The organism is Candidatus Accumulibacter propinquus, assembly GCF_056856495.1.
Genome location: NZ_JBSEHC010000001.1, coordinates 120,746 through 147,083, shown reverse-complemented (window position 1 = coordinate 147,083; position 26,338 = coordinate 120,746). Strand labels below are relative to the sequence as shown.

At 64.2% G+C, this 26,338-nt stretch carries 20 protein-coding genes and 1 pseudogene; 13 read left to right on the top strand and 8 right to left on the bottom strand.

Annotated features, from left to right (window positions below):
- Positions 1-2: 2 nt before the first annotated feature.
- The 3 genes from pstA (at position 3) to AC15MQ_RS00605 (ending at position 2,417) form a co-directional block, all read left to right on the top strand.
- Complete coding sequence (gene pstA, locus AC15MQ_RS00615) at positions 3-950, top strand: phosphate ABC transporter permease PstA (RefSeq protein WP_287665482.1); 948 nt, start codon at positions 3-5, stop codon at positions 948-950.
- Positions 951-981: 31 nt separating this feature from the next.
- Positions 982-1,779 carry a phosphate ABC transporter ATP-binding protein PstB gene (gene pstB, locus AC15MQ_RS00610; RefSeq protein WP_287665481.1) on the top strand — a complete coding sequence of 266 codons (798 nt, stop codon included), beginning with the start codon at positions 982-984 and terminating at the stop codon, positions 1,777-1,779.
- Positions 1,780-1,847: 68 nt separating this feature from the next.
- The gene (locus AC15MQ_RS00605) at positions 1,848-2,417 is read left to right on the top strand and encodes a GNAT family N-acetyltransferase (RefSeq protein ID WP_483079030.1); all 570 of its coding nucleotides are present in this window, start codon (positions 1,848-1,850) and stop codon (positions 2,415-2,417) included.
- A 255-nt stretch (positions 2,418-2,672) separates the two neighbouring features.
- Here the strand turns inward: AC15MQ_RS00605 and AC15MQ_RS00600 are convergent, their stop codons facing one another.
- From AC15MQ_RS00600 to kaiC, 3 genes are read right to left on the bottom strand one after another with little or no spacing between them, the layout of a single operon-like run.
- A complete protein-coding gene (locus AC15MQ_RS00600) occupies positions 2,673-5,789 on the bottom strand; it encodes a bifunctional diguanylate cyclase/phosphodiesterase (protein WP_483079222.1) in 3,117 nt (1,038 codons plus the stop codon).
- Positions 5,790-5,848: 59 nt separating this feature from the next.
- Complete coding sequence (locus AC15MQ_RS00595; protein WP_287652107.1) at positions 5,849-6,139, bottom strand: circadian clock KaiB family protein; 291 nt, start codon at positions 6,137-6,139, stop codon at positions 5,849-5,851.
- Positions 6,136-7,881 carry a circadian clock protein KaiC gene (gene kaiC, locus AC15MQ_RS00590; RefSeq protein ID WP_483079029.1) on the bottom strand — a complete coding sequence of 582 codons (1,746 nt, stop codon included), beginning with the start codon at positions 7,879-7,881 and terminating at the stop codon, positions 6,136-6,138. Before kaiC ends, AC15MQ_RS00595 begins: the two co-directional genes overlap by 4 nt.
- A gap of 253 nt (positions 7,882-8,134) precedes the next feature.
- On the opposite strand from kaiC, the gene AC15MQ_RS00585 reads away from it, so the two are divergent.
- Positions 8,135-12,322 (top strand): EAL domain-containing protein, encoded by a 4,188-nt coding sequence (locus tag AC15MQ_RS00585; RefSeq protein ID WP_483079028.1) that lies wholly within the window; start codon positions 8,135-8,137, stop codon positions 12,320-12,322.
- Between the two features lie 125 nt (positions 12,323-12,447).
- Here AC15MQ_RS00585 and ispF read toward each other — a convergent pair whose 3' ends face one another.
- A complete protein-coding gene (gene ispF, locus AC15MQ_RS00580) occupies positions 12,448-12,954 on the bottom strand; it encodes a 2-C-methyl-D-erythritol 2,4-cyclodiphosphate synthase (protein WP_483079027.1) in 507 nt (168 codons plus the stop codon).
- Positions 12,951-13,649, bottom strand: a complete 699-nt coding sequence (gene ispD, locus AC15MQ_RS00575) for a 2-C-methyl-D-erythritol 4-phosphate cytidylyltransferase (RefSeq protein WP_287665470.1) — start codon at positions 13,647-13,649, stop codon at positions 12,951-12,953. Before ispD ends, ispF begins: the two co-directional genes overlap by 4 nt.
- Positions 13,650-13,755: 106 nt before the next feature.
- Between ispD and amrB the strand changes: the two genes are divergently transcribed.
- The 6 genes from amrB (at position 13,756) to AC15MQ_RS00545 (ending at position 19,610) form a co-directional block, all read left to right on the top strand.
- Positions 13,756-14,574 carry an AmmeMemoRadiSam system protein B gene (amrB, locus tag AC15MQ_RS00570; protein WP_287665468.1) on the top strand — a complete coding sequence of 273 codons (819 nt, stop codon included), beginning with the start codon at positions 13,756-13,758 and terminating at the stop codon, positions 14,572-14,574.
- Positions 14,564-15,112 carry an AmmeMemoRadiSam system protein A gene (amrA, locus tag AC15MQ_RS00565; protein ID WP_483079026.1) on the top strand — a complete coding sequence of 183 codons (549 nt, stop codon included), beginning with the start codon at positions 14,564-14,566 and terminating at the stop codon, positions 15,110-15,112. Before amrB ends, amrA begins: the two co-directional genes overlap by 11 nt.
- Positions 15,097-16,206, top strand: a complete 1,110-nt coding sequence (gene amrS / locus AC15MQ_RS00560) for an AmmeMemoRadiSam system radical SAM enzyme (RefSeq protein WP_483079025.1) — start codon at positions 15,097-15,099, stop codon at positions 16,204-16,206. The genes amrA and amrS overlap by 16 nt, the downstream gene beginning before the upstream one ends.
- Entirely contained in the window at positions 16,203-16,898 is a 696-nt protein-coding gene (locus AC15MQ_RS00555) for a dienelactone hydrolase family protein (protein WP_483079024.1), read from the top strand. Before amrS ends, AC15MQ_RS00555 begins: the two co-directional genes overlap by 4 nt.
- A 307-nt stretch (positions 16,899-17,205) precedes the next feature.
- The gene (locus tag AC15MQ_RS00550; protein ID WP_287652098.1) at positions 17,206-17,766 is read left to right on the top strand and encodes a DUF2760 domain-containing protein; all 561 of its coding nucleotides are present in this window, start codon (positions 17,206-17,208) and stop codon (positions 17,764-17,766) included.
- Positions 17,763-19,610, top strand: coding sequence for an Hsp70 family protein (locus AC15MQ_RS00545; protein WP_350497153.1), 1,848 nt, complete (start codon positions 17,763-17,765; stop codon positions 19,608-19,610). Before AC15MQ_RS00550 ends, AC15MQ_RS00545 begins: the two co-directional genes overlap by 4 nt.
- A gap of 39 nt (positions 19,611-19,649) precedes the next feature.
- Here the strand turns inward: AC15MQ_RS00545 and AC15MQ_RS00540 are convergent, their stop codons facing one another.
- From AC15MQ_RS00540 to AC15MQ_RS00530, 3 genes and pseudogenes are all read right to left on the bottom strand, one after another.
- Entirely contained in the window at positions 19,650-21,368 is a 1,719-nt protein-coding gene (locus tag AC15MQ_RS00540) for a potassium channel family protein (protein WP_287652096.1), read from the bottom strand.
- A 28-nt stretch (positions 21,369-21,396) separates the two neighbouring features.
- Positions 21,397-21,780, bottom strand: a complete 384-nt coding sequence (locus tag AC15MQ_RS00535) for a DUF6394 family protein (RefSeq protein WP_287652095.1) — start codon at positions 21,778-21,780, stop codon at positions 21,397-21,399.
- A gap of 142 nt (positions 21,781-21,922) precedes the next feature.
- Positions 21,923-22,767, bottom strand: a pseudogene (locus AC15MQ_RS00530) (integron integrase); the annotation flags it as partial.
- Between the two features lie 1,085 nt (positions 22,768-23,852).
- On the opposite strand from AC15MQ_RS00530, the gene AC15MQ_RS00525 reads away from it, so the two are divergent.
- From AC15MQ_RS00525 to AC15MQ_RS00515, 3 genes are read left to right on the top strand one after another with little or no spacing between them, the layout of a single operon-like run.
- On the top strand, positions 23,853-24,299 hold the full coding sequence (locus AC15MQ_RS00525) for a helix-turn-helix domain-containing protein (RefSeq protein WP_287652175.1): 447 nt from the start codon (positions 23,853-23,855) through the stop codon (positions 24,297-24,299).
- Between the two features lie 37 nt (positions 24,300-24,336).
- Entirely contained in the window at positions 24,337-24,855 is a 519-nt protein-coding gene (locus tag AC15MQ_RS00520) for an IS630 family transposase (protein ID WP_483079023.1), read from the top strand.
- A 25-nt stretch (positions 24,856-24,880) separates the two neighbouring features.
- On the top strand, positions 24,881-25,996 hold the full coding sequence (locus tag AC15MQ_RS00515) for a transposase (RefSeq protein ID WP_483079022.1): 1,116 nt from the start codon (positions 24,881-24,883) through the stop codon (positions 25,994-25,996).
- Positions 25,997-26,338: the final 342 nt, after the last annotated feature.

The following is a 26,338-nucleotide window of genomic DNA, read 5'->3' as shown; positions in this document are numbered from 1 at the left end:
AAATGACGGAAAAATTGCCCGGAACTGCCGGAGACGCCCACCTGCGCGCGCTGCGGCGGGCCATTGCCAGACGCAAGACCTGGGACTGGCTCTTCGCGCTGGGCGGGGTATTGGCCCTGGTCCTGGCCCTGCTCGTCTTTGCCATGCTCTTCGGCCAAATGCTGAAGAACGGCCTGCCGCACCTGTCATGGGACTTCGTCAGCAGTTTTCCGTCACGGCGAGCCGCCAGCGCCGGCATCCTTTCGGCCTGGGTCGGCACATCGCTGGTGATGCTCGTCACCGCCGTCGTGGCCGTGCCTGTGGGCGTTGGCGCGGGCATCTATCTCGAAGAGTACGCGCCGAAGAACCTGCTTACCGACATCATCGAGATCAACGTCACCAACCTCGCCGGCGTGCCGTCGATCATTTACGGGCTCCTCGCCCTGGGCCTGTTCGTATACCAGTTCGGTCTCGGTCAGAGCATCGCCGCCGCCGGCCTGACGCTGGCCCTGCTGATCCTGCCGGTGGTCATCGTCGCCACCCGTGAGGCCATTCGCACCATCCCGCAGAACATCCGCGAAGGCGCCTACGCCTGCGGCGCGACCAAATGGCAGATGGTTTCGCAGCACATCATTCCCTACTCGCTGCCCGGGATCATGACCGGTGTAATCATCGGCCTGGCACGCGCGATTGGCGAAACAGCCCCGATCATCACCATTGGCGCCCTGACCTTCATCGCCTTCCTGCCACCGTCGCCGCTGGGTAACCCCGAGCACCTGATCTCCTTCGAGTGGCTCGCGGCACCCTTCACGGTGATGCCGATCCAGATGTTCAACTGGATCTCCCGACCGGAGGAGGCTTTCCAGGCCAACGCCGCGGCCGCCGGCCTGGTACTGGTGGTGATGACCCTGTCGATGAATGCTGTGGCCATCGGCATCCGCTACCACTTCCGCAAGCGAATCAAATGGTGAATCGCCTACTGGTCCAGCAAGGAAAGCCATCGTGAGTACCATCAGCACCCTCCCCCCGAAACCGCCAACCCAACTCAAGGCGCAGGTCAATGCGCTGAATTTCTACTATGGCGATTTCCAGGCATTGAAGAACATCGATTTCCCGGTCGAGAAAAATCAGGTCACGGCGCTGATCGGCCCCTCGGGCTGCGGCAAGTCGACCTTTCTGCGCTGCTTCAACCGCATGCACGACCTCTACCCGAACATGCGCTACGAAGGGGAAATCCTGCTTTACCCCGATGCCATCAATATCGTCGACCGGCACGTCGATCCGATCGAAGTCCGCATGCGCATTTCGATGGTGTTCCAGAAGCCGAACCCGTTCCCCAAGTCGATCTACGAGAATGTCGCCTATGGCCTGCGCGTGCGTGGCGAGCGCCTGCGAAAGGTGATCGACGAAAAGGTCGAGGACGCGTTGCGTGCCGCGGCGCTGTGGGATGAAGTGAAGGATCGGCTGCATGACCTGGCGTTCAATCTCTCCGGCGGACAACAGCAGCGTTTGTGCATCGCGCGGGCCCTCGCCACCAGTCCGGAGATTCTCCTGTTCGACGAACCCACCTCGGCGCTCGACCCGATCGCCACAGCGAAGATCGAGGAGCTGGTCAACGAACTCAAGGAAAAGGTCACCATCCTGATCGTCACCCACAACATGCAGCAGGCCGCGCGCGTCTCGGCGTACACCGCGTTCATGTATATCGGAGAACTGATCGAGTTCGACGATACCCGGAAGATCTTCACCAATCCCTCGTCCAAGCTCACCGAGGAGTACATCACCGGTCGTTTCGGCTGAGCAGTGCCCGCGAAATCGTTACAATCGATCCTTTCTGCGCGTCTCCTTTTCCGGAAAGCTGCATCATCATGAAAGACTACGTCGACCGCTGGCATACCACCGACGGCGTCCGGCTTGAAATGCGTCGCATGCGTCTGGACGACGCGCCACAGGTCAAGGACTCCCTCAACCAGTTGTCGGCGAAGGCCCGCCGCAACCGTTTTTTTGCTGCGATCACCGAGTTTTCCGACGCCGCGGTGAGCAAATTCGTCGACGTCGACCCGCACCAGGAACATCTGCTGGTCGTCGTGCGCCGCGAAAACGGCCTGGAGATTCCGATCGCCGGCGGCCGTTTCATACAGCAGGGCGACGGCACCGACTGCAGCTTCTCGCTGCTGATCGGTGATCCCTGGCAAAACCAGGGCATCGGGCGACGCCTGCTCAAGGCCCTGCTCCGCGAAGCGGCGAAGCGAGGTCTAAGGCAAATGTACGGGCATGTCCTGGCCGACAATCAGCCGATGCTCAGGCTGGCTCGTTCGCTGCGCTTCTCGGCGATAGACAGCGACCAGGGCGAAGGGGTAGTGAAGATCGTTTGTGACCTTCCCGACGCCGCCTGGCGGCGACGACGCACGGTTCGGCGGGGGCCTCCTTGGCGATAGCAGGCTCTCCGGCGAGCCCTGAACGCCGACGCTGGCCTGCCCGTGCTGGATCGTCGGCCTCGATCTGGCCGGCAAGACCGACCGCGCTGCCTTGCTGCTGGTCTTTGCGCACACCGAGATCAACGGCGGGGCCGGGCTGGATGGCGAGCAACGTCGTCGCGCACCTCGACGCCAGGGATCAACATCCGTTCGCGCAAGGAATGCCCGGAGAACGACTTCGACACGATTAAAGCGATCGAAACACGGTCATCATCATTACTCCTGCAGGCCCACGTCGGTCGATGTGGCCAACCCGCCGGCAGACGAGGCCAGGTACCTGCTTTCGAAGATCTTGCCCGGCACCGGCCTGCTGAACACGAAGCCTTGCATTTCATCGCAGTTCAGCAGGCGCAACAAGCGCGATTGCTCGTCGGTTTCGACGCCCTCGGCGACCACCTTGAGCTTCAGCGCATGCGCCAGGTTGATGATGGTGGACACCAGCGCCAGTCCCTCGGGCGTGGCCGTCATGTCGGTCACGAACGAGCGGTCGATCTTCAAGGTGTCCACCGGCAACTTGGCCAGGTAGCTCAGCGACGAGAAGCCGGTGCCGAAGTCGTCGATGGCGATGCCCACGCCCATGGCGCGTATCGCCCGCAGGCTGGCGATGCTGTGCCTGATGTCGGCCATGATCACGCTTTCGGTGATCTCCAGTTCGAGGCCAGCCGCTGCCTGCGCGTCGCTACCGATGGCCCGCACGATCTCGGCGATGAAGTCGCGACTGCCGAGTTGCAAAGGCGACACATTGACCGCGATGCGCACGACAGCCAGGCCGGCGGCGCGGCAGCGCCGATAGTCTTCGATGGCCTGGAGCAAGGCCCAGCGGCCGACCTCATGGATCAATCCGGTTTGCTCGAGGACCGGGATGAAGCGGCCCGGTGGCACCAGACCGGTGCGCGGATCATGCCACCGAATCAGTGCTTCAGCGCCGGCGACCTTGCCGCTCACAAGGTTCACCTTGGGCTGATAGTGGAGCACGAATTCTCCCTTGTCGAGCGCTTGGCGCAACTGGTTTTCCAGGCTGAGCCGGCTGGACACCGTGGCGGTCATCGCCTGCGTGTAGAACAGGTAGCGCTCGCTGCTCGCCTTGGCGATCTTGAGCGCAGCTTCGGCGTTCCTGAACAAGGTCTCGGCGTCGGCACCGTCGTTCGGGAACAGCGCCACGCCGCCCTTGAAGGCGATGCGGAACACAGCATCGTCCAGCCGGAACGGATGGTTCAGGAACTCCGCCATCGTTGTATCGAGCAGGCGCGCCACGTTCCCTTCCGGCCTGACCGCCGGTAGCACTACGGCAAAGTGGTCTGCCCCCACTCGCGCCAACAGGTTGGTGTCCCCCGTCCGGTGCACCAGCCACTCGGCCACTTGTCCGAGGAGGGCGTCGCCGGCCCGCTTGCCGAGGCTGTCGTTGATGCTCTTGAAGCGCTCCAGATCGATCAGGAACAAGACCACTTGACATCCGCTGCTGACCGCATTTTGAATATGGAGCGTCACCCGTTCGAGAAACAGCCGACGGTTGGCGAGTCCGGTGAGTACGTCGTAGTAAGCCAGGTAATCGAGCCGCTCCTGCTTGTCGAGGTGATCGATGGCAAAGGCGATATCGCCGGCCAGTTCCGTCAACAGCTTCAACTCTTCCGCGTGGAAGAATTCGCTCTCGCAGGCGTACAGCGCGAACACGCCGACTGCATTATTGGCAACCACCAGCGGCAGGACGGCCAGCGAGCGGACGCTGGCTTCGGCGTATTCCAGGCCAAAGACAAGGCTTGGGTCGCTTCTCGAATCGTTGGACACGATGGTCTTTTTCGTCCGGATCGCCCGCGCGATCAAGGTCTCTGCCGTACCCTCACCTGATGTCAGGCGGTCCCTGATGGCGTTCATCAGGGCCTCCCCCTTGCCCGCCGAGGCGACCGGGGAGATCTTCATCGTACTGCGATCGACGATGCAGATCAGCGCCATGCGGAAACCTCCGACCTCGGACGCGATGCGGCACGCCCCGCGGTAAAGTTCGTCACGATCGCGCACGCGCACGATCAGCGTGTTGATGCTGCTCAGCATGGTATACACGCGGTTGAGGTAGGCGATCCGGTCTGCCGCTGCCTTGCGCTCGGTAATGTCTTCGCCGACGCCGGCGACGCCGATCACTTCACCTGCGGCCGAGCGCAGCACCGAATTGTTCCAGCGAACGAGTCGGCGTTCGCCCGCACGGGTAAGGATCTCGTTCTCGTGATGCCAGGCCGCGGGCTGATTAGCAAGCAGCGCCACAAAGACGGCCTGCAAGTCGTTCCTTTCGGGCGGTATGAAAAGATCGAACAAGTTCCGCCCGATCACGTCCTCTTCTCGCCAACCGGTCACCCGGAGCAGGTGAGCGTTGCAGAACGTGATCCGCGCCTCACGGTCGAGCGTCAAGGCCAGCAGTTCCACATTCTGCAGCAGGTCGCTGAAGCGGCGCTCGCTTTCGCGTAATTCGAGTGCCGCCTGCTTGCGTTCCGTGATGTCGCGGACCAGGGAGACTATCGTCCAGCCATTCGCCGAGCGCTGTGCGTGGCGCCGCACTTCGCCCCACAGCGGCGTACCGTCGTCGCGGTGGCGCAGCATTTCCAGCGGTCTGGCGGCGACGCCGCTGGCGATGATCTCGTCATAGGTACGCTCGAGTGCTGCGCGCGTCGTGGACAGCACGACCCAGGGCGCGACCGCCAGCAGTTCTGCGCGCGTCCGGTTCTCCAGTCGACAGGCGGCGTCGTTGACATGAATCAGGCGCATGCTGGCGCGGTCGACCATGAAGATCGCATCCTCCATGGCCTCCATCGCCGCCGTGAAGCGTAGCAGCGCCAGTTCGCCGCGTTTTCGGTCGCTGATGTCCAGATGCATGACCACGATGCCATGCGGACGGTCAGAAGCCACGGGAGTGGCGGTCATCAGGAACCAGCGCTGCTGACTCGGCGAATGACAGGCGTATTCCATCGAGAAACGTTTCAGCCCGTCGCGCAATACCGATCGAATTCCGATCGCCATTCGTTGGCCATCGGCTGCGCCATCAGCGCGCGCGCCGTCGCAAACGTCGAGGTAGTTGACGCCAATGCCACATCGCTTGCCCTGGAGTGCATTCGCCTCGGCAAATTGCCGCCACGCCCGGTTCACCGAGATGATCAGCCCCTGGGTATCGAGCAAGGCCACCTGCGCGGGCAAGGCCTCGACGATCGCCGCCTGCTTGGCAGCTTCCTGGTGGCGCAAGTGGTCCTGAGCGGGCCGCAGCAGGAAGGTCCGGCCGTCACGGTCGGCCACCGTATCCACCTCGCCGGCGGTCAGTTCTTCCAGGCGTTGTGCGCTCTTGTGCAGCACCTCGATCAAGGCGGAAACTTCGTCGCTTGTGCCCCCCCCGAGCGATGACGCTGGCGGGTTCATGCGCCGACGGCTTCGAGGCCCAGGGCCTGCATAACCGGCTGCGTCTGGCTGAGCGTACCAACGATCCTGCGCGTCGGCGACGGCGCCAGCTTGACCAGCGTCGGCGTCATGAAAATGCCATCGGCCAGCGCGCGCTGCGGCTCACGAAAAACGTCGACGACTTCGATCTCGTGCCGGTCCACCAGGTGCGCCCGACACAGCGCGGTCAGATTGCTCACCGCCTGCGCGGAGTTGAGCGCATCGCCGGCGACATAAAGCCGGAATTGGAACAGGTCGCAGCGACTCATGGCGAGTCCTCTTTGCCCACCGGTTTGGCGGCATCGGCGCCGCGCAACTCGCGCATCCGGGTACGGCCGCGCGACAACTCCCCTTCGTGACTTTGCGTCGAGCGGATCAACAGCGCCTTTTCGACCTGCTTCGCCTCCAGTTCCACCTTCAGCGATTTCAGTCGGACTTCGAGTTCGGCTTCCTCGGCGTCGAGCCGGACGCGCTTCAGCTTGCCGGCGACTTCGGCGACCTCGTGCGCGGCCGCCTCGGCGCGTTCCTTTTCCCAGCGCAGCGTGCCCATCAGAACTTCGCCGCCGGCGGTATAGGTGTCGGCCAGAGTCACGCCGGCATCGCTGAGGATCAACTCGCGCACCTGGTTCGAATGCGCCGTACCGCGTGACTTGATGATCGACAGGCCACGGTTGCGCTCGCCGGCCTGCACCAGGTAGTTGAGGTGGATCCAGGTGTCTACCACCGTCGATGCCTGCAGCGGCGATTCGCCCTCGACCGGCCCGGACATCTCGTCGAGTAGCCGGGTGCACACCAAGGTCGTACCGCCGCCCTTCGACCAGTCGATCAAACGTTCGGCCACACTCTGCGCGCTCAAGTCACTGCCGGGCTTGGACCAGGTCGACACCGGATCGATCACCAGGCAACGGGCGCCATGTTCCTTCGCCAGCGCCTTGATGCGCGCCAGGTAGACCTCGGCACTGCCGGCGATGGTGCGTGCCGAAAGCATGCGCAAGCGCCCGTTCTTCACGAAACGATCCAGCCGGATGCCGACCGAAGCCAGATTGCGGATCACCTCGCTGCAATCCGAATCAAAACTGACGAACAGGGTGTGCTCGCCGCGCTGGCAGGCCGCCTCGGCGAAGGCACCACTCAAGGTCGTCTTGGCGGTGCCCGAGAAGCCGGTGATCAGCACGCTGGCGCCGCGGTAGTAGCCACCGCCCAACATGGTGTCCAGCCGCTTGATGCCGCTGGAAACACGTTCGTTGGTCACTTGGGTATCCACCCGGCCAATGGCGCGGGCGACGATGACCTCGAAACCGTGCCGGACGATGAGGAAGGGCGCCTCATCCTCATCGAAGCCGGAGCCGCGATACTTCTGTACGCGCAGGCTGCGTTGCGAGACGCCCAGCACCACGCCGTGCTTGAGCACCACGGCGCAGTCGACCATGAACTGCATGAAGCCGAATGGCTGTCGGCTGAGCGAACCGTTTTCGTCGCTGCCGGCCTTCAGGGTAATGATGGCCGTCACTTCGCGCGCCAATAGCCACTCATGCAGACGGTAGATCTCGCGCCGCTGCGCGGCCGCGTCGGGCAGCAGGGCGATGACCATATCCAGCGCATCGAACACGATGCGCCGGGCGCCCATGGTACAGACCTGGGCCTCGAGCGCCGCGAGCATGCCGCCGAGATCGAAATCGCCCGACTGGACAAGGTCAGGCAGCGGCTGGGCGTCGAGAAACATCAGCGTCTTGGGCTGCAACTCGGTCAGCTTCCAGCCGAAGGTCTCGGCATTGGTGACGATACGTCCCGAGGTCTCCTCGAAGGCGACAAAGATTCCCGGTTCCCCGCACTCCCGCGCGCCATGCACCAGGAACTGCAGCGCGAAAATGGTCTTGCCGGAACCGGGTCCACCGGTCAGCAGCGTCGTTCGGCCTTGCGGCAGACCGCCGCCGGTAATCTCATCGAAACCGGCGATGCCGGTCGGCGTTTTGCTTGACACCTTGACGGGCGCCGATCGAACGGTTTTCATCGTGGTTCCAGGAGGAGGCAGAGGCCCGAGGAACAGCCATGGCTTTGCTCATCCTGCAAGCCTTCGCTGTTCGGCCGTGGCGGTCTGTGCGCCGGAACACATAGGCGCCGCCCAGCCCCCGGCAGCCCTGAGGCATGCGTGCCCCTGCCCATTTTTTTCAGGGTAAACTGGACGCTCCGCAGTCACTGCAGTCAGGACCAGCAGCAAACCCGTTCCCCGGCGCAGGCATGCGGATTCATCGGAGGTCAGGGTCGTGGCAACTGGAGAACAAGCGCAGCACCGTCGCCAGTGGCTGGCTGGCGCCATGCTGATCATGCTGGTCGCCGGAGCGGCGTGGTGGACGGCCTGGCGGGCCGACGGCGATCTGCGCGGCGAACTGCTGCAGCAAGCCCGGCTGGCAGCGCAGGCGGTGGATGTCGAGCGCGTCGGTCTGCTGACCGGGACGGTGGCGGATCTGGAGAGCCCTGACCACCACCGGATGAAGGAGCAACTCGCCGTGGTCGGCGCCTCTCTGCCGGCAGGCCGGCTTCTGCGGCTGATCGGCCGCAAGGCCGATGGTACGCTCTTCGTCCTGGTGGACGGCGCAGCTGCTGGCGCGCAGGCGGCGCCACCAGCCCAAGTCGATGCGGCGCCGGCCGATCTGCGCGCCGTCTTCGACGGCAATGACGGCGCTGTTGCCGGACCACTTTCCGACCGGCTCTGGCCGCGGGTTTCGGCGTGGGTTCCGATCCGTGACAAGGCGGATCTTTCGGGTTTCGGCACTCCGGATGACGCGCAGGCGATGGTGCGCAAGGCCGTGGACTTCTATCGCCAGAATGGCCGCGAGCGTTTCATCGCCGAATGCAACAACCCGCAGGGCCAGTTTCGCAGGGGCAATCTCTACGCCTTTGCCTACGACCTTGACATGACCATGCGGGCGCATCCGGTCACGCCGGAACTGGTCGGTCACAACTTGCTCGACAAGCAGGACCGGTCGGGGAGCCAGGACTTCCGCAAGGAGATCCAGGACGTCGCTTTGTCGCGGGGGAGCGGCTGGGTCGATTATCCCTACCAGAATCCGGCCAATGGCAAGATCGAGCCCAAGACGACCTATGTCGAAAGGGTTGATGATCTGATCATCGCCTCCGGGGCGTACCAGAGCAGCGGCGAGGTCGTCGCGGTCCTGGCCATGGACATCGATTCCCGCACCTGGCAATGGGAAGTGGCGATCCGCTCGGCAGTGCCCGTGGGGCTGATGTTGGCCTTGCTGATCGCCACAATTGCCGGCCTGGTCCTCAAGCGTCGTGTCGACGCGGCGCCGAAACCACTCCTGCGGCGCCTGCTGGCGCCACTGGCGGCGATCATCGTGCTGTTGACCTTCGGCACGGCGGCGCTCCTGTGGCAGCAGTATCAACGGCAACTGGCGGCGACCCTCGCCCGCCATGTCGCCGAGGTGGCCGGCGAGTGGCAAGGGCTTCTGGAGCAGCAATCGGCAGGCCTGGCGATGACCGGGCAACTCATCGCCGCCGACGCCACGGTGCAAAAAGCCCTGCGTGCGGGCGACGGCGAACGTCTCCTGGCCGCCTGGCAGTCGGTGTTCGCGACGCTGAAGCGCGAAAACCAGCTCTCCCACTTCTATTTTCTGGACAGGAATCGCGTCTGCCTGCTGCGCGTGCATCGGCCGGCGCTACGCGGTGACGTGATCAATCGCTTTACCGCCCGCGCAGCCGAACGGACCGGCAAGACCGCCACCGGTATCGAACTCGGACCGCTGGGTACCTTTACGCTGCGCGTCGTGCGTCCGGTCTTCGCCGGTGGAACGTTCGTCGGCTATGTCGAATTGGGCAAGGAGATCGAGGATCTCATGGACACGCTGCAGTACCGCTCTGGCAGTCTGCTGGCCGTTCTCATCCACAAGGAGCACCTGACGCGACAGGCCTGGGAAGACGGCATGCGCTTGCTCAACAGAGAGGCCTACTGGGACCGCCTGGCGCACAGTGTGCTGACTTACCCGGTGCAGGACCAACTGCCCAACGCCTTGGTGCAATGGGCCGATCACGCCGGCGGCGCTGCCCACCGCGCACGGGAGGGCGAGGTCGTGGTTGATGGCAAGGACTTTTTCGTGTCCGCCATACCACTGCACGATGTCGCCGGCCAGGATGTTGGCGACCTCCTGGTGATGCGCGACATCAGCGCCGAAAAGGAAGCCTTTACGGGTCTGTTGATTGTCGGTGGAAGCACCGGCGGAGTGCTGCTGATGCTCCTGCTGAGCTTCATCGTCGTTCTCCTCCGTCGCGCCGACGCCGGCATCCGGGCACGCGAGGCGGCGTTGCAGAACACCCTGCAATTCCAGAAGGATTTGCTCGAGGCGGTGCCGTCGCCGATCTTCTGCAAGGATGCACAGGGCATCTATATCGCCAGCAACAAGGCCTTCGAGCGCTATCTCGGGCGTTCGCACGAGGAGATCATTGGCAAGACGGTCCACGATCTCGGGCCTGTCGATCTGGCCGATAAATACGACCAGGCAGACCGGGACTTGCTGACCCACCTCGGCGCCCAGACCTACGAAGCTTCCGTTCTCTATGCCGACGGAACACGTCACGAAGTGGTCTTCAACAAGGCGACTTTCACCGATGCCGAAGGCCAGGTGGCGGGGCTGATCGGTGTGATTTTCGACATCACCGAACGCAAGCGGGCCGAAGAGAAACTCCATCTCGCCGCCAGTGTTTTCACGTATGCCCGCGAAGGCATTCTGATCACCACCGCGGACGGAACGATCATCGACGTCAATGACGCCTTCAGCCGTATTACCGGCTACGGCCGCGATGAAGTCGTGGGCCAGAACCCGCGCCTCTTGAGTTCAGGTCGCCATGACCAGGCATTTTATGCCGACATGTGGAGCGCCCTGATCGACACAGGGCACTGGCACGGTGAAATCTGGAACCGGCGCAAGAGCGGCGAAGTCTTCGTCGAAATGCAGACCATCAGCAGCGTTCGCGATGCCCTTGGCAAACCCCGCGAGTATGTGTCGCTTTTCTCCGACATCACCGTTCTCAAGGAGAACGAACGCCGACTCGAACGTATCGCCAATTACGACGCGCTGACCGGGCTGCCCAACCGCGTACTGCTGTCGGACCGCCTGCGCCAGGGAATGGCGCAGGCGCAGCGGCAAGGCCATCTGCTGGCGGTGGCTTTTCTCGACCTTGATGGTTTCAAGGCGATCAACGACAGCCATGGGCACAAGGCCGGCGACGAGTTGCTGATCGGTGTCGCCACGCGCATGACGGCGACCCTGCGCGAAAGCGACACGCTCGCTCGCATCGGCGGCGACGAGTTCGTCGCCGTACTGTTCGATCTGGCTGATGCCGCCGCCAGTGAACCCATGCTCAGTCGCCTGCTCGCCGCCGCTGCCGATCCGGTGCCGGCCGGCAATCTGCTGCTTCAGGTCTCGGCCAGTCTGGGCGTCACTTTCTATCCGCAGGCGGCCGAGGTAAACGCCGACCAGCTCATGCGCCAGGCGGATCAAGCCATGTATCAGGCCAAGCTGGCCGGCAAGAACCGTTACCATGTCTTCGACGCCGAGCAGGACCGCAGTGTTCGCGGCCATCATCAAAGCGTGGAGCGCGTTCAACGCGCTCTCACTGAGCACCAGTTCATTCTCCATTACCAGCCCAAGGTCAACCTGCGCACGGGCGTATTGCTTGGCGCCGAGGCCCTGATCCGCTGGCAACACCCGGAAAAGGGCCTGCTGCCGCCGGCTGTCTTCCTGCCGACAATCGCGGACCATCCGCTGGCGATCGCGGTCGGCGAATGGATGATCGATGCTGCCTTGGAGCAGATTGGTCGGTGGAATGCGCTCGGGCTGAGCATCCCGGTCAGCGTCAATGTCGGCGCCCGCCACCTGCAGCAGGCGAACTTCGTCGAGCGCCTGCGCGCCTTGCTGGCCAAGCACCCGAGCGTCCGTCCGTGCGAGCTCGATCTGGAGGTGCAGGAAACCAGCGCGCTCAAAGGCCTGCCCCGCGTAGCGCAGTTGATCGACGCTTGCCGGGAGATCGGGGTGTCGTTTTCCCTTGACGATTTCGGCAGCGGCTATTCTTCCCTGACCTACCTGAAGCGCCTGTCGGTCAGCCAGATCAAGATCGACCAGAGTTTCGTCCGCAACATGTTCGACGATCCGGGGGAGCTGGCCATTCTCGATGCCGTGCTCGGTCTGGCCACCGCCTTTGGCCGCCTGGTAATCGCCAACGGGATGGAAACCGTGCCCCACGGAGAGATGCTCTTGCGCCTCGGCTGCGAACACGCCCAGGGCTACGGCATCGCACCTCCGATGCCGGCAGACGAACTGGCACGCTGGTCGCTTGCCTGGCGGCCTGATCCCGCCTGGGCCAGACTGCCCGCAGTGCTGAGTCGCGATGATTTGCTCGAACAGTTACAGACGCTGCTGCAGCAACGCCGGCAGTAGCACGCCGCAAGGCATCGGCCTCGCGGCCCGATCCGCGCGAACGCTGGCCGACGGCTGCGACAACGGCACAGATACGGATTACAGCCCTGCAGTGGCCGTGCCTGCCGCCGTGCGGCGGCAAAGCTTCAGCGACGCGTGTCGCCGCGATCCTCAAGCGGTGCGCGGCTGATCAGCACCACCGCCTCGGTCGCCACCCCTTCGGTTCGTCCGACAAAGCCGAGTCGTTCAGCCGTCTTGGCCTTGATGTTGACACAACCCGCCGGCACCTGCAGGTCGGCGGCGATGTTGGCCACCATCTGCGGCAGATAAGGCGCCATCTTCGGCTGCTGCGCGATGATCGTCGCGTCGACGTTGCCGACTCGCCAGCCTGCCGCGGCCAGCAATTCCACCGTGGCGCGCAACAGCTGGCGGCTGTCGGCACCCCGATAACGCGCGTCGGTATCGGGAAAGTGTCGGCCGATGTCCCCCAGCGCCGCCGCACCGAGCAAGGCATCGGTGATCGCGTGCAGCAAGGCATCGGCGTCGGAATGACCGAGCAGTCCGGCAGGGTGTGCGATGTCCACGCCGCCGAGGATCATCCTGCGTCCGGGAACCAGGGCATGAATGTCGCAGCCCTGTCCGACGCGGATCATTTGTCCACCCGCGTTTTCGCCTGCAGGATGGTTTCCGCCAGCCGCAGGTCGTCCGGGTAAGTGACCTTCAGGTTGCTGGCATCGGCGCGCACCAGCCGAGGTCTGAAACCTGCCGCCTCGATCGCGGACGCTTCGTCGGTACCGGTGGCGTGCTCTGCAAGCGCCCGGGTCAACAGCCCGTAACGGAACATCTGCGGCGTCTGGGCCTGCCACAAGCCATCGCGCGACTCGGTACCCGCCACGCGCTGCGCTGCGTCGGAACGTTTCAGCGTGTCGGCCACCGGCACGGCGAGCAAGCCGCCGACCGGATCGTCGCTGAGCTCGTCGTAGAGGGCGGCAAGCATCGCCTGCGACAGACAGGGGCGCGCGGCGTCGTGCACCAGCACCCAGTCGTCATCCTGGGCCGCCGTCGCCGCCGCGCGCAGGCCGTTGGCCACGCTTTCGGAACGCGTGGCGCCGCCACAGAACAGGATTTCCAGCTTGTAGCCCAGGCTGGTCCAATCGTACTGCCGCCACCAGCTATCCTCCGGCGACAGCACCACCCAGACGCGCTCAATGAATGGGCAGCGGCATAAAGCGGCCAGGCTGTGTTGGAGCATGGGTCGCCCGGCGAGCAGTTGATACTGCTTGGGCGCCTCGCCGCCGAAGCGCGATCCGGTACCGGCGGCGGGAACGATTGCGAAGTAGCGTAGCATGGGCTAATTTTAAGGCAATACGGCAGCAAATGCCGGCAGGTCCGCACCAAAGACGCCGGCAAGGCCCCCAGCGACCCCGGAGCACGTCCCTTCAAGGAGCACGAAGATGACCCAATCGACACCACGCATCCGCCCGGCGGCAGTCGCCAACATGTTCTATCCCGGATCGTCGACCGTACTGGCAAGCGACCTGCGACGCCTGCTGGCGCACACGGCACACCCGCCCGCCCCCCGTCCCAAGGCGATCATCGCGCCGCATGCGGGCTACGTGTATTCGGGCCCGATCGCGGCCAGCGTCTATGCGCTGCTCGAGGACTGGCGCGACCGCGTGCAGCGCGTGCTCCTGCTCGGCCCGACGCACCGCGTCGCGGTCAACGGGCTGGCAGTTCCCGCGGCGACCTCCTTCGCCACGCCGCTGGGCGAGATCCCGGTCGATCAGGAGGCGCTGGCGGCCATCGCACACCTGCCCCAGGTGGTGGTCAGCGATGCCGCGCATGCCCCCGAGCATTCCCTCGAAGTGCAGCTTCCGTTCCTCCAGACCGTGCTGACCACGTTTACGCTCGTGCCGCTGGCCGTCGGCCGTACCTCGGCGGCAGCGGTGGCAGAGGTGCTCGAATGCCTGTGGGGCGGCGACGAGACACTGATCGTGATCAGTTCCGACCTGTCGCACTACCTGCCTTACGCCGCCGCGCGCGAGATCGATGGCGACACGGCCCGCCACATCCTCGCGCTCGATGCGCATCTCGACCATCAGCAGGCCTGCGGCGCGACGCCGGTCAATGGCCTGCTGCTGGCCGCGCGGCGGCACCAATTGCACGCCAGGATGATCGACCTGCGCAATTCCGGGGACACGGCCGGCGACCGGTCGCGGGTTGTCGGCTACGGCGCCTTCACCTTCAGCGCGGAGTCCGGGCATGCCCACTGACGCTCTCGGCCAGGCCTTGCTGCTGACTGCGCGCAACGCCATCGGCAAACGCTTCGGGCGCGCGGCCAGCCCGGTCGGCACGCTCGCGGAACTCGCCGAACCGGGAGCGACTTTCGTCACCCTGACACAGCGCGGACAACTGCGGGGCTGCATCGGCAGCCTAGAAGCGCAGCGCCCACTGGCGATCGACGTCGCCGAAAACGCGATCGCCGCGGCATTTCGCGACCCGCGCTTTCCACCGCTGGAAGAGGATGAGCTTTCTCGCACCCGTGTCGAAGTCTCGCTGCTGACCCCCGCCGAGCCCTTCCCCGTGACCAGCGAGGCCGATGCCCTGAGCCGCCTGCGGCCCGGCATCGACGGCCTGATCCTGAGCTACGGCCGGCGCCGTGCGACCTTTCTGCCGCAGGTCTGGGAATCCCTCCCGGAAGCCCGCCAGTTCGTCGCCCAACTGAAGCTCAAGGCGGGCCTGCCCGCCGATTTCTGGCACGCACAGATCGCGCTGGCACGTTACGGAGCAAGAAAATGGAAAGAGACCTAGACGCTTCGCCGAAAGTGCCCGAGTCCGCCCACCCCGGTCGCTGGTGGCACGCAATCGAGGGCGAGCGCATCCAGTGCGACCTCTGCCCGCGCGACTGCACCCTGCATGCCGGCCAGCGCGGCGCCTGCTTCGTCCGCCAGAACGTGGACGGCCGGATGGTATTGACCACTTACGGTCGCTCGTCTGGCTTCTGCATCGACCCGATCGAGAAGAAGCCGCTCAACCACTTCTTCCCCGGCTCGTCGATTCTGTCGTTCGGCACCGCCGGCTGCAACCTGGCGTGCAAGTTCTGCCAGAACTGGGACATTTCGAAGTCGAAAGACATGGACCGCCTGCTCGACGCGGCCAGCCCGGAAGGCATCGCGGCCGCCGCCGTCGCCTACGGAGCCCAGTCGGTGGCCTTCACCTACAACGACCCGGTGATCTTCGCCGAGTACGCCATCGACACCGCCGTCGCCTGCCGTGCGCGGAACATCCGGACGGTGGCGGTTACTGCCGGCTACATCCATCGCCAGGCGGCGCGCGAGTTCTACGCGGTGATGGACGCCGCCAACGTCGACCTGAAATCCTTCAGCGACGACTTCTACTTCAAACTCTGTGGGGGGCATCTGCAACCGGTACTCGACATCCTTGCCTACATCCATCACGAGACGAACTGCTGGCTGGAGATCACGACGCTGCTGATTCCCGGGCGCAACGATTCAGCGGCCGAGATCAAGGCGCTCGCCGACTGGGTGGCGGGCGAACTGGGAACGGATGTGCCGCTGCACTTCACCGCCTTTCACCCCGACTGGAAGATGCAGGACCTGCCACCGACGCCGCCTTCGACGCTGACCCAGGCGCGGCACATCGCCCTCGACGCCGGGCTGCACTACGTCTATACCGGCAACGTGCATGACAGCGAAGGCGGCACCACCTTCTGTCCCGGCTGCCAGGCGGCGCTGATCGAACGCGACTGGTATGCCATCCGCCATTACGACCTGCCGAGCAACGGCTGCTGCCCGCACTGCGGCACGACGATCGCCGGCCATTTCGCCCGCTTCGGAAAACCTTTCGGGCCGCGTCGCGTGCCGGTCAGGCTGGTGCGTCCTTGAACGACCCGCTCGCTTTCCCCAGCAACACGCCGATCAGCTTCGATAGCGGGCAGGCGACGCTGCGTGGACTACTGACCCTGCCCGCGCAATTCGCCGGGCTGGTCGTTCTCGCGCATGCCGGCCCACAACCCGAGGCCCGCGACGACGCCCTGGCGGTGGTCCTCCAGCATGCCGGCGTCGGCACCCTGACGCTCGACCTGCTGACCCCCGCCGAAGAGCGCTTCGCCGACATCCACCACAACGTCTCGCTGCTCGCCAGGCGTCTGCTCGACGGCCTGTCGCTGCTCAAGCAACGGATGCTGCTCGGCGAACTGCCGACGCTGCCGATCGGCCTGTGCGCCAGCGGCGACGGCTCGCCGGTGGCGCTGCGGGCTGCCGCCGTGCGTGACCATGACATCTTCGCCGTGGTCTGCCGGGGTGGCCTGATCGACCTGGCGGGCATGCTCTACCTGCGCTCGCTGGCCTCGCCGCTGCTCGTGCTCGTCGCTGCCGACGACGAACGCGTCGCGGCAAGCAATCGACGCGCCCTGGGCGAGTTGCGCTGCGACAAGGAACTCAAGCTGCTGCCGGCAAGCGGCGAGCAACCCGATGCCGTCGCGGACTTCGCCTGCGTGGCGCGCGAGACGGCGCACTGGTTTGTCCGACACCTGGCCGCACGCGCGGCGACGGCCAGGGCCGGCAACGCCACTTGAGCGTGCCCGCAGGCCAGGCCGGGCGGTCCGGACGGCGTGCCTGCTCTACCCCAATCCCAAAAAATGGTTTATATTGCGCTGCAACAGAAGCGCCCGCGGGAGCATTCGCGGATCGCCTTCCAGGCCGGCGGCGTCCCCGGCTGACGTGCCCCCGCCTGCCGCTGCTGCCCGGCCTGCACAATCACGGCGCGCTGGCGCCCCGCGTCCAGGAAGTTCCGCCGCGCCGCTCGCCTGCAACCCAGGCGCCGGCAGCCGCGCCCGACAACACCTCACCGAGCCGCTTCGGCGGTAGAACCAGGACCATTCCATGAAACAAGCCAATCCATCCTTGTTGAGCAGAATCTCCCTTGCCTTCGGCACCTTTTTCTCGATCCTCTCCGATGCCCGCTTCGCCGCCAGCGTACAGGCCCTGCGTGCCGGCGAGCAGCGCGCCGAGCCCTCGGCGCCGGCGCCGGCACCCCGGGCGGCCGCCGTGCCGCTCAAGGAAGCCCCCCCCGACGGCGCCTTGCAACTGCTCGGCCTGCTGCAGCGCGAGGCGCGCTTCATCGATTTCATTCAGGAAGATGTCGCCGCCTATGCCGACGCCGATGTCGGCGCCGCGGCGCGAGTGGTACACGAGGGCTGCCGCAAGGTCCTGCGTGACAACTTCACGATCAGCCCGGTCCGCGACGAAGCCGAGGGCAGCCGGATCACGCTGCCGGAGGGCTTTGATGCCACGGCGATTCGCGTCACCGGCAACGTCGTCGGCAACCCCCCCTTCCACGGCAGCATCACGCACCGTGGCTGGCGAGTGGTCGACACCCGCCTGCCCAAACTCACCGGCAGCCATGAGCTGCGCATCGTCGCGCCGGCGGAGGTGGAACTATGAGCGAGCCGCAATTTTCGATCGGCATCGACCTCGGAACCACGCATTGCGCCCTCTCCTACGTCGAGATTGCCGCCTGCGACGGCGAACAGGTCGTCCAGGGGGTATTGCAAGTGCCGCAACTGACCGCCCCCGGCGCGGTGGAGGCCCTCGGCCTGCTGCCTTCGTTCATCTATCTGCCGCATCCGAGCGAACTGGCGGCGGGTGATCTGAACCTGCCATGGACCGCCGAACAGGACTATGCGGTCGGCGAGATGGCGCGCAGCCGCGGCGCGGCAACGCCCATCCGCCTGGTGTCGAGCGCCAAGAGCTGGCTCTGTCACGCCGGCGTGGACCGCCGCGCGGCGATCCTGCCCAACGACGCCCCGCCGGAGGTGACGCGTCTGTCGCCACTCGAAGCCTCGCTGCGCTACATGAGCCATCTGCGCGCCGCCTGGGACCAGGCGCAGCCCGCGGCCCCGTTTGTCGATCAGGAGATCGTGGTCACCATCCCCGCGTCCTTCGACCCGGCGGCGCGCGAACTGACCGCCGAAGCGGCACGTGCCGCCGGCTGCGCCCGCATGCTCCTGCTCGAAGAGCCGCAGGCCGCGCTGTACAGCTGGATCCAGAAGAGCGCCGGCGGCTGGCGCAAGCAGGTGCGACCGGGCGACATCATCCTGGTCGTCGATGTCGGCGGCGGCACCAGCGACTTCTCGCTGATCGCCGTCCTCGAACGCGCAGGCACACTCGAACTGCACCGCGTCGCCGTCGGCGAGCACATCCTGCTTGGCGGCGACAACATGGATCTGGCCCTGGCCTATGCTGTTGCCGGCAAGCTGGCCGCGCAGGGCCAGAAACTCGACGCCTGGCAACTGCGGGCGCTGACGCACGCCTGCCGCAACGCCAAGGAGACGATGCTCAGCGATCCGGAAGTGCTCACGGTACCGCTGGTGATCGCCAGCCGCGGCGCCAGACTGATCGGCGGATCGACGCGCAGTGAACTGACGCGCGCGGAACTCGCGGCGACGCTGCTCGAAGGTTTCTTCCCGCCGGCGGCCATCGCCGACCGGCCGCAGGGTCGGGGGCGTGGCGGCCTGACGCAACTCGGTCTGCCCTACGCGCAGGATGCCGCGGTCACTCGCCATCTGGCCGCTTTCCTCGCCCGTCAGGTCGCCGCCACGGCCGACCTCGAGGGTTTCAGCGGCCGCCTGCCGGACGACGCGACCTTTCTGCATCCGACCGCGGTGCTGTTCAATGGCGGCGTATTCAAGTCCGAACTGCTCGCCGAGCGCACGCTGACGACGGTCAATTCCTGGCTCGCCGCCGAGGGTGCCCCGGCCGCCCGTCTGCTCGAAGGCGCCGACCTCGACCTGGCGGTAGCCCGCGGCGCCGCCTACTACGGCTACGTCCGCCGTGGCCAGGGCGTGCGCATCCGCGGCGGCACCGCCCGCTCCTACTACGTCGCGGTCGAATCGGTGATGCCCGCGGTGCCCGGGCTGCAACCGCCGGTGCAGGCCCTGTGCCTGGCGCCCTTCGGCATGGAGGAAGGCAGCGAAGCCGCGGTGTCGACGCAGGAATTCGGACTGGTCGTCGGCGAGCAGGTACGCTTCCGCTTCTTCGGCTCGTCGGTCCGCCGCCAGGACGAGGTCGGCACGCTGCTCGAGGACTGGGCGCCCGACGAACTCCAGGAACTCGACGAGATCCAGACCACCCTGCCAGCCGAAGGCCGCGCCACCGGCGAGGTGGTCCGCGTCAGGCTGCAGGCACGCGTCACCGAAGCCGGCACACTCGAACTCGAAGCCCTGCCGCACGATGGCCCGCAGCACTGGAAAGTCGAGTTCGACGTGCGCGGCGGCAGCGGCGACTGAACGGCGCGCCAGGCGCGGCGGCGGCCAGCGTAGTCGCGTCTAGCGCGGCGTGCGCTGCCGGCGCTGCGCGGGCCGGCTCAGCAAACTCCACAGCCAGCCCGGCGCGTCGCGTCCGGTGAGCACGTAGTCCAGCACGTTGCGATTGTCGAGTGTCAGGTTCTGCGCGAACCTGGCCGCACGCGTCCCGGCAAACAGCAGATGGTCGCCGGGTTCGAGCAGCGTCGCCTCTGCGGGTAGCTGATGGTCGATCCCCGCGCGGACGAGCAGCAGCGGCAGCAGCGGCAGGACATCCTGCTGCGCCGCCGGATCGCGGCGCAACATGCCGAGCGCCATCGCCCCCTGCTCCATCATCAGCAGCTGATGCACCGCCGGGGCCTCCGCCGCGTTCAGCCGCACGCCCCAGACCAGCGGCACACGATTCCCACAAAGCTCCTCGAGTTGCCGGGCGACGACGGCGGCGCGCGCGTCCGGCCAGTCCCGTACGAGCTGCAGAAAGCGCCGCAGCAACGGCGAGGTGATCAGCGCCAGGCACTCGCGCGCCACGATGCGCGACGGCACCATCGTGAAATCGGCGTCGTAGGCGTCGAACAGGACCTCGTTGGCGACCCGGTTCTGGCGCAGGACGACAAACAGCTTCGGGTTCACCTCCTTGGCGGTCATCGCGATCGACAGGTTGTTGGGGTCGTTGTCGCTGGCGGCGACAATGCCCACCGCCGTCGCGATGCCCGCCTGGCGCAGCGGCTCCGCCTCGGTGCCGTGGCCCACGACATGCTGCACGGCGATCGGCAACGTCGCCTCCGGCGAGATCACCGTCAGGCGCACGCCGTGCCGTTCGAGATTGCGCACCACCGCCTGCCCGAAGCGACCGAAGCCACAGACCACCCAGTCGCCGGCGGGTGGATCGTGGCGTTCGGGAACCTCCTGGCCCGGCAGGCCGGTCAGCAGATCGACCAGGCGGTACCAGTTAGGCGACTTGATCGCCTGCGCCAGATAGTCGGCGAAACGCTCGAAGTGATTGACCACATAGTGCGTGCCGAAAGACATCATGTTGCGCTCGACCGCCGGACTGGCCACCCGCGCGACGACCATCAGGCGGGGATTGATCAGGCGGCTGGCGATCGCCACCGCCAGGTTGGCCGCGTCGTCGTCGGTCACCGCCAGCACGCCGCGACAACTGCGATGCTGCAGCCCGGCCATCAACAACTGCTGGGGTTGCGCCGCATCGGCGCACAGCAGGAGGACGTCGGCGGCGAAATCCTCGAGTTCGAGTTCCTGGATACGCGCTTCGTTGCGCTCGATGCCCACCACCCGGAGGCCATCATGGTCGAGGGCGCGCGCGATCAGCAACCCGGTCTCGCCACAACCGCAGAGGATGTAGAAGGGTTCGCCGAGTTGCCTGACCTGGCGCACGAAGCGTGCGGTCAGCAGCACCTGCTGAAAACCCTTGTCCTGAACCAGCGACAGCAGGCTGATGATCGAGTACGACCAGCCGATCACCGAGAGAAAGATGACCACCGTGACCCACATCCGCTGCGCCTCGGAAAAGGCCCCCGGCAATTCGCCGAAACCGATGGTGCTGGCGGTATAGCTGACGAAATAGAAGGCGTGGAAAAAGCTCATCGGCGGCGCCGGCCGACCCTGCGCGTCGATGCCCGGAATCAGCGTCAGCCCCAGCGTCGACACCGCGTAGATGACGATCAGCACGATCAGCGGCGCGCGCATCCGCCGCAGGGCGAGGAAGAAGACGCTGGCGTTCATGGCCGCGCTGATCGCGGTGCAGCGCGCGTCAGCGCCGCAACATCACGGTTTCCGCGATCAGCAGCACCACCGAGACGACGTTGGCGAACAACGCGCCGCCGCTCAGCGAAACCACGCTGGTCGTGACATCCGCAGACATTCCCTCGCCGGTGACATGCACCGCGATGGCCCAGACACCGGCCGCCGCCACCAGTTGCAGGTCGGCGACCAGGCTGGTCGACAGATGCACCGCGCCGATCTGCGTCCGGTCGCCGAATTTCAGGACCGTGGCAATCAGGTTGACGACGATCGCGGCAAACAGCTCATAGACATGATGATGCCTCGGCTGGTCGATCTCGCCGATGAAGAAACCGAAGTTCAAAGTTGCCGCGAGCACGATAAAGAAACCGAAAACCACCTTTTCCAGGTTCATGAGCCCCCCAAGCGTTCGCGCCACCCCTGCGGCAGCGGCCTGACCTCGAAGCATACGCATCCTGGCGTGTGCCGGCAACGGCAGGGACTTGTCCGGCGCCGTAGCTGCGCTGGCCGTGCACAAGGATGCTTGCTTCCTTGCGAGCCAGCTTGCTGACTCCCGCCAGCCGTAGCGCCTGACGCATCGCACGCTGGATACTCTGCGCCTCCACGTGATGTCGCCGCACCGCCCCGGAACGTGGATCGACCGATCGTCTGGCGGCAACGAAGACGTACTGCCACGCCCACTCACGCGCCGCGTTCGGGTATTTCCGCTCCAGAGCCCATGGCAGGTACACGTCGCCAAAACCCGCAGCCAGATCCGCCGCGTGCAGCGCCTTCACACGTGCCAGATGCTCCCCCAGCGGCGCCACCAGCCTCTCCGGCAGCATCGTCACCCGGTCCTTGAAGCCCTTTCCCTCGCGCACCAGGATTTCGCGGCGAGCGAAGTCCACGTCCTTAACGCGCAGTCGCAGGCACTCCATCATGCGCATCCCCGTACCGTAAAGCAGCCGGAGGATCAGTCCCGTGGTTCCGTCGATCGGCCCCAGCAGGCGCTGAACTTCTTCGGGCGTCAGCACTACGGGCAGACGCTTGCCGGACTTCGCCGACTCGACATCATCCAGCCAGGGGAGATCGGTCCTCAGCACTTCCTTGTAGAGAAACAGCAGAGCGCTCTTTGCCTGATTCTGCGTGGATGCGGAAACCCGCCCCTCACCGCGAGGTGGGTGAGAAACGCTTCAACCTCGCGCGCGCCCATTTCCTGCGGATGTCGCTTGCCATGGAAAAGGATGAAACGTCGCACCCAGCCCCGGTAAGCCTGCTCCGTCCGTATGCTATAGTGCTTGAGGCGTATGCTTTCCGAGAGTTGGTCAAGGAGCCGCCTGGGAGGCCGGACGACGCCGTTGGCATTGACGCAGTTGTCGGAATTATTAGTTAACGTGCCCATACTCTACCCCCTTGTTTCCGTTGGAAGTTCAGCCATGCATGCACATGCATACAGTATAGTGACGCAAAGCACTGCGTCAAGTAGGATTGCTACATCACGTTAGCTCCCTCAGGTATCGCTGTGAAAATTCAAATATCAACGCGAGGCCCCCGGCAAGGGTTCTGCAATATCTGCGGCGAGCACAAGCGCCTGACTGAGGACCACACGCCTCCAAAAGGCTGCATTAAAGTTTCACAGGTCGAAATGCACCATATTGTTCGCCACTTGTCTGATGAAGCTTCATTGAAAGGTCGTATTTCACAAAATGGCGTTAAGTATCGCACTTTGTGCCATAGGTGTAATAATAATCTGTTGGGGACGGTTTATGATCCGGTATTTATTGATTTCGTAAACCAAATAGGCACGCTCATAAGAACCCCCATTTCACTTCCAGATGTAATGGCAGTCCGCAGTCAGCCACAGAAGATAATTCGCGCCCTCCTGGGTCACATGTCTGCACAAGGTGTTGATCGGTATCTAAAAGGCCCTCAAACAGAAGCAATACGAGATTATTTTTTAGACTGTAGTCTTCCGTTGCCGGACAGTATTAATGTTTACTATTGGCCAACGGTGTCCGGCTGTGATTCAAGCCGAAGCAGGCAAGCTTGCCCATGAGACAGCGTCAGCCCCGCTATACGCAGATAATGGGATCGTTTAATAGGAAAAGGCCGGTGCGCAATCTACGCTCCCTATGGAACAGATCATGGGACGGAAAAATATTTTCAAAAATATCGCAAAAAACACTTGACACAGGTTTAGCAAAATGCTCGCAATTTATGCTGTATAAACAACAGCTTATTGGAGCCTCGTGTGGATACCGAACGATTAACTGCAGTCATGGACAGCCTCATGAATCAAACCGTCTTGGGAGAATTGTTGGCGCCGGTGGCTCGTGCCTTGGCGCAGATACGCGGTACCGACACGGTATCGCGGGTGTTGAGCATGGCGGATTTTATCGGCCTTGGAGTAAGCGCTTCCAGATAAATTTTTCGAGTTAAGCCAGTATGCCTGCATACTGTCCGCTCCAACCTCCGGAATGCCTCGCCATGTCCCGCAGAGCCAAAAAGTTCACCCTCACAGCACAAGAGCGCCAGCAACTGACGCAGGTAGAGGAGCGAGGCAGTGACTGGCGCGAACGCCGGCGAGCCCGGACCGTACTTCTCCTGGCTGAAGGAGGGTCCCTTGACGGAGTGGCGAAACAGCAGAAGCTCCACAAGGAAACCGTAGCCAACCACAGGGATGCCTGGCTGGCCAGGGGGTTCATCGGGCTGCGCGACCTGCCGCGCAGTGGTGCCCCTCGCAAACTATCGGAAACGTATCAGCAGGTACTCTGCGCCTGGGCGACGGCTGAGGCCTGTACGGCCCCCCAGTTGAGGGACCGCCTGTCAGAGGAACATGGCGTACAGGTTTCGGTGGGAGTGGTTCAGGCGGCCTTGAAAGAGAAGAACTATGTCTGGAAAAGGACCCGGCACAGTCTAAAAAAAACGGGATGAGGCGAAATTTCGAGCAGCCCAGGTAGAAATAGATGAATTGCTTGAAAAAACAAAGCTTGGCGAACTCACTTTATCGTATATGGATGAAGCCGGCTTTGTGCAGACCCAGCCCAATCGGAGCGCCTGGACCGAGACAGGAGAGGTGCACCTCATCACGGCCGCGCGGGGAAAGCGTCTGAATGTGATGGCCGCGTTGATCTCGACGGGTGAATTGTTCACGGCCAAGTTCTGGGAGACAACGACCGCAGCTCTTTTTGGCGGCTTCCTCGGTCTCCTCCTGGAAAGCGTCGGCAGACCCCTGACGGTGATTCTGGACAATGCTTCCATCCACAAAGCGAAGGAAATCCAGACCCTGTTGGCCCTGCTGAAAGAGAAGGGCCTCACGCTTTACTTCCTGCCACCCTACAGTCCGGAACTGAACCGCATCGAGAAGCTCTGGCACAAAATGAAGTACGAGTGGATGGCCTTCAAAGCACGGAACTCTGCCGGGCTTGAGGCTGACGTCGACAAAATTCTGGACGGTTTCGGCTCTCATTATCGAATGACTTTTTGCTAGGCGCTTACTGCGCCACCTGCAAGGCATGCGCACGCTGCGCGAGCAGGTGCAGTCGCTGCTGCATTGGGAGCCGGGAACGGCGCTGCGCGCCCCACTGGCACGTTCCACCTGGTCGGACGCGCTGTCCTCGCGCCACCGCCGCGCAGTCTTGCAGGCAGCGATGGCGCCGTTGCTCGGCGAGGCACGGGCGGTGCTGCCGGATCGTCTGGCGCAATTCCCTGCCCTGCAAGGGCGCCCGGTGTATGCGATGGATGGGACGTATCAGAGCGAAAGCGCACACTACGGGCGGTGTACGCCCCGGCAGGGCGGCGAGGACAATCCCAAGGGACACGCGCTGTTGAGCTTCTACGACGTGCGCCTGGGTTGTCCCACCGACGTGCACGTCGATACCCGCAGTCGCCACGAGACGGCGCTGTTGCGCGACTACGATCAATCCGCGCAACCCATGACCCGTCACAAGGGTGCTCTGTGGCTGGTCGACCGCGCGTTCATCGACGCGGCGTTTTGGGATAGCCGGAAAAAGCGCTTGGGCATGACCCTGATCACGCGCATGAAAAGCAGCCTGTGCATCGAGTCCACCGAGCCCTTGCCGGTGGCGGACGTGCCGACTAACGAAGGGGTGCTCAAGGATCTGCGCATCACCTTGCGCAGTTCCCGCCAAAACTGGCGCCTGATCACCTTCCGCAGCCCGCGTGGCCATCTCGTGGAGTTTCTGACCAACGAGTTCAAGCTCGAACCCGGCGTCATCGCCTTCCTCTACTCGCGCCGCTGGGAGGAGGAGAAGTGTTTTGACACCTGGAAGAACGACTTCAGCCTGGCCAAGGCCTGGGGCGCCAGCCTGGCGGCCATCGAGAATCAGGTCCGCCTGGCCATTGTCACCAGCCTCTTGGTGGCCCTGCTGTTGCACCGCAGAATGGGCCAGCACGGAATCGCGGACGAGAAAGCGTTGCGCAAGCAGGACCGGCGCCAGACCTCCGCGACCGACGGGACCGATCGCCCCGACTGGAGCACCCCGGTATTCCGCTACACCTCGAAGGTGAGCCGCCAAGTCCTGCGCTTCTTCAAGCACTGTTTTCACAAACCAGCCTCCCAGGCGCTCTATGAGGCCCAGTTGAGGCCATTGTTGTTGGCATACCTATGAAGCAACCGGACACCGTTGCTATTGGCTTTATCCTTTTGGGCCACATGTCATGGTTCGTGATGCTGCGTTACTCGACCTCCGGGTAGGGGAGCCCACTGCGATGTGGTTGTTTAAATTTTTTCCTGTTGCATTTCTCGTTACATGGGGTGAACCTGATGGCTACAATTTTGACCTTCACTCATTTGAACCGTGGCGACATTCTCCCTGCAATGAGGAGGCACATTTATCCATTCGATTTCGACCTCTTATTCACCAATACTGGCCAGAGGCACCAACAGATACCTCAGTTGTTGTATATGGGCAAGAGGCAATGGTTGCATTTAACAGATCACTGTCGAGGCC